6 protein-coding genes are annotated in these 7,220 nt (G+C 38.3%); all 6 read right to left on the reverse strand.

Annotated elements, in window-relative coordinates:
• Nucleotides 1-358: 358 nt before the first annotated feature.
• Nucleotides 359-2,386 carry a glycosyl hydrolase family 95 catalytic domain-containing protein gene (locus ACOVQ4_RS05180; protein WP_421819590.1) on the reverse strand — a complete coding sequence of 676 codons (2,028 nt, stop codon included), beginning with the start codon at nucleotides 2,384-2,386 and terminating at the stop codon, nucleotides 359-361.
• Between the two features lie 36 nt (nucleotides 2,387-2,422).
• On the reverse strand, nucleotides 2,423-3,685 hold the full coding sequence (kynU, locus tag ACOVQ4_RS05185) for a kynureninase (RefSeq protein WP_421819591.1): 1,263 nt from the start codon (nucleotides 3,683-3,685) through the stop codon (nucleotides 2,423-2,425).
• Nucleotides 3,628-4,182 carry a hypothetical protein gene (locus ACOVQ4_RS05190; RefSeq protein ID WP_421819592.1) on the reverse strand — a complete coding sequence of 185 codons (555 nt, stop codon included), beginning with the start codon at nucleotides 4,180-4,182 and terminating at the stop codon, nucleotides 3,628-3,630. The genes kynU and ACOVQ4_RS05190 overlap by 58 nt, the downstream gene beginning before the upstream one ends.
• A gap of 133 nt (nucleotides 4,183-4,315) precedes the next feature.
• Complete coding sequence (locus ACOVQ4_RS05195) at nucleotides 4,316-4,861, reverse strand: C40 family peptidase (RefSeq protein WP_421819593.1); 546 nt, start codon at nucleotides 4,859-4,861, stop codon at nucleotides 4,316-4,318.
• Nucleotides 4,862-5,056: 195 nt separating this feature from the next.
• Complete coding sequence (locus ACOVQ4_RS05200) at nucleotides 5,057-6,457, reverse strand: glycoside hydrolase family 30 protein (RefSeq protein ID WP_421819594.1); 1,401 nt, start codon at nucleotides 6,455-6,457, stop codon at nucleotides 5,057-5,059.
• Between the two features lie 151 nt (nucleotides 6,458-6,608).
• Nucleotides 6,609-7,220 (reverse strand): M949_RS01915 family surface polysaccharide biosynthesis protein (locus tag ACOVQ4_RS05205; protein ID WP_421819595.1); only part of this gene is annotated, 612 nt, incomplete at its 5' end.

Raw genomic sequence — 7,220 nt, forward strand, 5'->3', positions numbered from 1 at the left:
GGAATAAAAGAGGGGAAAAGAGAAGAACAGATAAAGATTGCTCGACAAGCTAGGACGATGGGGCTTGACATTTTAAGTATTCAAAAATTAACTGGTCTTTCAATAGACGAAATTGAAAATTTGTAGTATTTGGACAAAGATAAGTAAGTATGAGTGCAAAATTAGATTGATGTTATGTATTTAGGCACTAGGCAACAGGTACAAGGTAAAGAGTGGTAAAATGTTTTTTAGTAATGATAGATATATTTTTGCCAAATACCACCCATTGCTGAAAGCCGTAAGCAAAAGAATGTGCTTGCCTTATGCCTACGACTTATAGCCTAGAGCGGAGTACTTAGATCTAATTTTGCTCAAATACTTACTTTACAATATATGTTTTTTTATTAAGCCCAACACCTTTTATTGTGAGTGATTTCCATTGTTTAGGAAGCTTTATGGGCTTTATTTGTTCTATTCCATTTTCCTCAATCTCTAGTCCTCCAAAACCATTCATAATTGTTTGAAGAAAACCTCCAGCACCTGTGGCAAAATAAGGATTATCTCCACCAGCCGTTTCTGCCAACACCTTAAATGGAGGCACCTCATTTGGTTGATAACTCTTTACCATTAGTTCATAAGCCTTCTCTGACTCACCTAATCGTGCGTACAGAATCGACAAAATAGCCCAAGACATAGCGGGGCCATCAGGAGACATTTTTGCTTCATAATAGTGTAAATCTCGTTTGATATCCTCAGGATTGCTCACTTGATGCATGGGATACGATAACAAATTTACATCTGTTTGTTTGATAATTTCGCCTTTGTAGGTAGCATGTTCCATGGTCACACCATTGGCATCTTTCAAAATTACTAGATTTTTCATCACCTCCTCCCACATTGGATTAGCCTCTAAGTGCAACTCGTCAGCAGCATCTATCGCAAATTCAAGAACTTCTTTCGTCATTCCATTGGTGTAGGCATTGTCGTCCACATTTTCAGCCCATTCATCAGCACAAACTACGTTGATAATATGGTATTTGCCATCAGAACCTTTTTCGGCACGACTTACCCAAAAATCAGCTACCTCTTTTAACATAGGATAGCCACGAGTTTTGAGCCATTCTTTATCTTTCGTTACTTGATAATATTTCCAGAATGCCCAGCCAACGTCTGCTGTAATATGGTGCTGAAATGGGCCTGTCAAAGCCCAAACTGGGGTAGACTCCTGTCCCTTGTCATCAGACTCCCATGGAAACATGACGCCTTTGTAGCCATGTACTTTGGCATTGTTTCGAGCAGCCTCCATTCGTTGAAAACGATATTCAAGCAATGATTTAGCCATTTCGGGATGCAATAACAATATCGGAGGAAACATCCATACTTCTGTATCCCAAAATACATGACCATTATAGCCCAAGCCTGACAGACCCATTGGAGACAAACTATAAGCTTGTCCTTCACGACAAAACGAATACAAATGATATAAAGCAAAATGTGTTGCTCGTTGCACTTCATCATCACCTTCTATCTGAATATCTGATTGCCAAAGTTCATCCCAAGCAGCCTTGTGACGAGCCAACAAACGATCATGCTTTTCAAGAGCTGCATAAATCGTCAAACGTTCTGCCTCATTTAGTGGATCTACGTTTTGTTCTGTCGAAATAGTAGAACCAACAACGCTAAAACGATAAGTTTGACCTGCTTCAAGTTTTTTGGTAAACTTTAATCGGTGCATACCATAGTCCCATTCCTCATGAATTACCTTTGGCTCAGCCCCTCTTGGCTCTTCAAAAATAAAAGAATTGGATGCGGCGAGTGTATGTTTTCCTGTTGGAGATTTCGCAACTGAAGTTAATAATGGAATTTGCGCATGTGGACGGTCTATCAAATGAAAAGTATTTTTGACATCTCGTAAAATATCTGGTGCAGACATCAAGCTATAAGGGGTTATTTCACACGCTTTTTGAGCCGTAATCTCAATGTCAATCATCATGGAATGAGGCAAGTGTCGCAAGGCCATCATAGATGACTTTACGATTACTTTTCCTTGATAGTCAAAACTTGTAGAAAAAATAGCGCTCCTCATATCAAGAGATTGTTGATAGGAAGAGATATCATTTTTACTGACCTTTTTTCCATCAACCTCTAAATCCATATTCGAAAAATCAAACGTTTTGAGAATATTAGACACACGTCCGCGACCGTAAGTATCAAAAGCGCCATTTAGCACCACTTCCTTTACTCGAAGAGGCTCAGGCGACGACACTATTCCAATCATTCCATTGGCAACCGTAACTCCATAATATCCCTTTGCGTCAATATTATCAGCTTTTACTATCCAAGGATCTTGCGCCATCAGCTTTACACTCGCAATGCAAAGACTCAAAACAAAAGTAAGTTTTTTCATAATTTTAATGGATTGTTTATAAAAATGGACAAAGCACTATGATACGCCTAATGCCACTCCTACTTTATAGACTTCAGTAAAAGTATTGTACAAAGGTACAGGCGATAGTCTAATGACATTAGGCTCACGCCAATCACCGATAATTTGGTGGTCTACTAATCGATTAAAGAGCTCTTTTCCATTTTTTTCTGCTAAAATAGAAATCTGACAACCATTTTGTTGGGTATCTATAGGGGTAATGATTTTCAGAATATGATTATTTTGCTCATTAAATTTTTCCAAAATAAACCTTAAAAAGCCAGAAAGCTTAATACTTTTAGCTCGTAAAGCTTGTATGCCTGCCGCATCGGTAATTTCGAGGGCTGCACGATGACAAGCCATGGCTAGAATTGTGGGAGTGCTCAGCTGCCAGCCATCTGCGCCTTGCATTGGCACAAAACCTTTTTCCATCTTAAAACGGGTAGCTTGGTCATAGCCCCACCACCCTGCCAATCTGGGTAGGTTAGAGGCATGATGTTTTTCATGAATAAATAAGCCTGATACTCCTCCCATACCCGAATTGAGATATTTGTACGAACACCAAACCGCAAAATCGACACCCCATGTATGTAGTTGAAGCGGTATATTACCCACGCAATGAGCCAAATCAAAACCTACGACAATCCCATGAGCTTGGGCAGTTTGGGTAATCAGAGGCATATCTAATACTTGTCCGTTATAGTAGTTAATTCCGCCTAGCATCACCATGGCCAAGCTATCTTTATTTTCACGAATCAATTGAATTATATCTTCTGTGAAAAAAATATGCTCCTTTTCTCTTGGGAAAACTTCAATAATTGCTTCATCAGGATTGATGCCTCTTGTTTTGAGATGCGTTTCGAGGGCATATTGGTCTGAAGGGAAAGCTCCTGCTTCGGTCAGGATTTTGAAACGAGTAGGGGTTGGCTGGTAAAAACTCGTCAGCATCAAATGTAAATTTACCGTAAGGTTATTCATCACTGTCACCTCAGAAGGCTTAGCTCCTACGATTTTAGACAAGGGGTTTTTAAGATGTTGCAGATAATTAATCCAATTATCATCACCCGTAAACCAGCCTTCGACGGCAAGATTGCGCCATTTTTCGAGTTCTTGGTCTAAATAAATAGAGGTGTTTTTGGGTTGAAGTCCCAATGAATTACCACAAAAATAGATTTGCTCCTGACCTTTGTGGATAGGAATATGAAATTGGGAACGAAAATCTTTTAGTACATCTTCTGAATCAAGTTGTTCTGCGAATTGCTGTTGGTTGAAGTATTCCATTTTGTTGATGATTCCTTGTATTTTTTTAGTTCATCAAATTTAATCATTCCTGAGAAAATTTGGTCTTTACTAAGAAACGGGAATCCTAAAATTAAATATTTTACTTCTCCTTTTACTTGATAATGTAGATTTGAGTTGGCTTGCAGCGTTTCTATGGAATTTTCTTGCCATTGCAGGCCTGCTATTACGCCACTCAGATGCGAGGTTAGTATGAGCGTGCTGTCCCTTTCGCTAACAGTAGGAATTACAAAAAGCTCTACTTGACAAAGAGGGTCTATTGAGAATTCATGATGAATAGATTTTTCCGAGGATAATGAATGGCGTTGCTTCGGAGTGAAAAAAGTCGATACTGTAAAACAAATAAAAACAACCAGTGAAGTAATTAGTAAGTGAAGTGTTGTTTTTTTAGTTGAAAATATCTTTTGTATCAATAAAAATAAAAATACTATTGAGTAAATATTGAGCAGGATGATAAGTAAATGAATAAAGAGATTCATTGCGGTATAGATTTCTGGTGTCTAACGATTAAAATTGAACCGACATATTGATAGACAATTATTGGGGCTCTCCCCTACAAACAAACGAAAGAACTTAGATAAGCTTGACAATATAATTTGGTACAGAAGTACCTTATTTTTTGGAAGAACGGCCTTTGCGCTGAGGAACCATATCCAGAAAACCAACTACACGCTTTATCCCCATAAACCTTCTGCGATAGTAGTCAGATTCAAGATAATCGTAGCGTACGCCTCCGTTCCAGGCAGAATGAATAAATTTGATATAGGTATCTCCAACTTCAGTAATAATACCAACATGACCAACACGGCTACTACCCGAATTATGTCCTTTAAAGAAAATCAAATCTCCAGGAAGAGCCTCTGATTTGGCGATTTCGTCGCCTATTAATGATTGGGCAGCACTACCATGAGGAAGCATCATCCCAAAATTCCTGAAACAGTATCGAACAAATCCCGAACAGTCAAAACCGCTAGTAGAACTTCCTCCTGAACGGTACCTAAAATGTAGGTGGTTATGGGCAAAATCTAAAAGATTATTGACAATAGATAAGGGGTGATAGCTAGACCTATTTTCGGTACTATCTTTCCGAATTTGTTGTGCTTTGGAGGCTATACCAGAAGTAATGAGAATGCAGGTCAGAAATATTTTTTTTAGCATAATATTAAGGCTTCTAAAAGGTAACTCTTTGCAAATTAGTACAAAATCTTCATAATTAAAAGATTCTGTACTAATTGCAACGTATTTTTTCGTCCTTTAATTATACTTTTTTTCAAAAAAAATAATTTTTAGTCGTTTATCACTAAGTGACTATAATACAAATCATAAGTAATTTATTGCCTTTTTTCATGAAATCTACTTCCAACAGTAGGTGGCTACTGCACCTGCATTGAGGGTTTGTTGTAATTTTAATCCCTGATGACTTATCATGAAGGTTGAAGGTTTATTACTTTCGTTTAAAACTACAAGAACAATTTTTCCATCAGTGGTCTTAAATGCCACATTTTGTAAATCCATGGTAGTATTTGAAGAAATTCGCCTTGCCCCTGGTCTTACCAATTTAGAAGCATGGGCAATGATATAATAGGCAGGATTGCGCTTAATTTCATTTTTATCAATCGTCAAAGCCCCTAAGCATTCGGTACATCCACCATCGGTATGAGGGTTTTGTTGTGGGTCTGCGGCCAGATTCCATTCCAAGACCGTTTTGCACCAATTGCGCGTTGCTCCAATTATCAATGTTTTGATATGCCATGCCAAATCTCCAGCAAAATTTCCGGGTGCTCCAATCCATTGTTCGGTAAAATAGAGATTCTTATCTGGATGAGCTTCGTGTACCTGACGAATATTCTCTACGCTTCCGCCGTATAAGTGAAAAGCCGAGCCGTCTACATACTGTCGTACTTCTGGGTCATTTAAGATAGAAATTGGATAATCTGGACGGTCGGCATTGTGGTCATACAACCAAATTTTAGTCGCAATTTTTGCAGATTTAAACGCCTTCCCGAGACTTTTCTTGATAAATGCGGCCTGTTCTTCGGGTTGCATCAAAAGGCTTGGATTATTACCCGGATGTAATGGCTCATTTTGAATCGTGATAGCATCGATATGGATGCCTTCCTTTTTCATACTTTGAATATATTTGACAAAGTATAAAGCATAGGCATCGTAATAGTTTGGTAAAAGGCTCCCTCCTTTCGAGTTAGTATTGGTTTTCATCCAGACAGGAGGAGTCCATGGTGACCCTAAAATCTTAATAGCGGGATTAATTGACAAAATCTCCTTCAAAACAGGAATGAGTGCCTTTTTCTCTTCTGATAAATCAAATTTTTGAATTTTCAAGTCAGTTTGTCCTGTCGGCAAATCATTGTACGTAAATACGTGGTCACTCAAATCGGAAGCACCGATACTCACCCGTAGATAGCTGATACCGATGTTTTTCCCATCAAAAGCAAATAATTCTTTCAAAAGAGCCTTACGTTTGTCGGCATCCATTTGCCATAATAAGGTGGCACTACCGCCCGTTAAGGTAAAGCCAAATCCATCCATTGATTGAAATGACTGTTTTTCATCCACAAAAATCGTAGGAAGTGTACTCGATTGAGGACTGAAAGTAAAGGTTTCCGCTTGTTTCTCAAACAGTTTTGATTGGTCGGCATGAGTCAGCCATACCTCGGCAGTTTTGGGAGTTTGTGCGTAAGTTATTTGCCAGCACGCAAGCGTGGCCAGTAAGATAGTTGAGATGTTTTTTTTCATAGCAATAGTTTTAAACGAAGAGGAAGTATTAAATCTAAGTGATGAGTTTTGAATGATGAATTGTGAACGTAAATTTTCGCCTTTGTTGGAATTTTTTCACCCTATACAGCAAAATCTACAATCAAACATCCGCAATTGCAACTCAACATTTCTATTCAAAGTTTTCTTCCACTTTGAACTTATTCCATTGTTTTTTTGCAAAATCTAAAAAACTTTTCGGTGCATTCGTAAAACTCTTATCAACGGTGTATTTACCGCCTTCTTTTATCATTTTCACATAGGTATCGCCTCGAAGGATGTACTTATTTTTTTGTTCATAAATCAATAATTTCAATGAAGCAGGACTCACATCGCCACGGCAGGCTGTTTTATACAAAAACGACACCTCTCCTTTTTGATTGGCGTCTAGGTCACTAACTTGTAGCGATTTAGGAATAAAAGTAGCAGCCACATCCAATGGACATTCGTCTACACCATCTTTCAGTTCCCATACAAGTTGGTATTTATCTCCTTGTTTGTTGTACTGATAGGCATGTACTTTAGCAGTTTGAGCATCTCCAGAGGGGGTATCTACTCCTGAAACCTGTTTCCTTTCAACACTCAAAAAAACCATATTTTCGCCTGTCGCATCTTGCCACTTGATGGCATCTGATACTTTTCCTTTTACAGATACACCTAAAGGCACCTTTTTATCAAAAGGAAGTGTTTTTACTTGAGCTTTAGCACCAACGGCTAAGCAGAGAAGAAGGATTATTTTTTTCAT

The organism is Flectobacillus sp. (genome assembly GCF_049240685.1).
In the GTDB taxonomy this organism is placed as follows: domain Bacteria; phylum Bacteroidota; class Bacteroidia; order Cytophagales; family Spirosomataceae; genus Flectobacillus.

What these genes read in the sequence shown, in the direction of transcription:
- ACOVQ4_RS05190 (WP_421819592.1), bottom strand. Translation starts at nt 4,182, where the DNA reads ATGAATCTCTTTATTCATTTACTTATCATCCTGCTCAATATTTACTCA.
- ACOVQ4_RS05180 (WP_421819590.1), bottom strand. Translation starts at nt 2,386, where the DNA reads ATGAAAAAACTTACTTTTGTTTTGAGTCTTTGCATTGCGAGTGTAAAG.
- kynU (WP_421819591.1), bottom strand. Translation starts at nt 3,685, where the DNA reads ATGGAATACTTCAACCAACAGCAATTCGCAGAACAACTTGATTCAGAA.
- ACOVQ4_RS05200 (WP_421819594.1), bottom strand. Translation starts at nt 6,457, where the DNA reads ATGAAAAAAAACATCTCAACTATCTTACTGGCCACGCTTGCGTGCTGG.
- ACOVQ4_RS05195 (WP_421819593.1), bottom strand. Translation starts at nt 4,861, where the DNA reads ATGCTAAAAAAAATATTTCTGACCTGCATTCTCATTACTTCTGGTATA.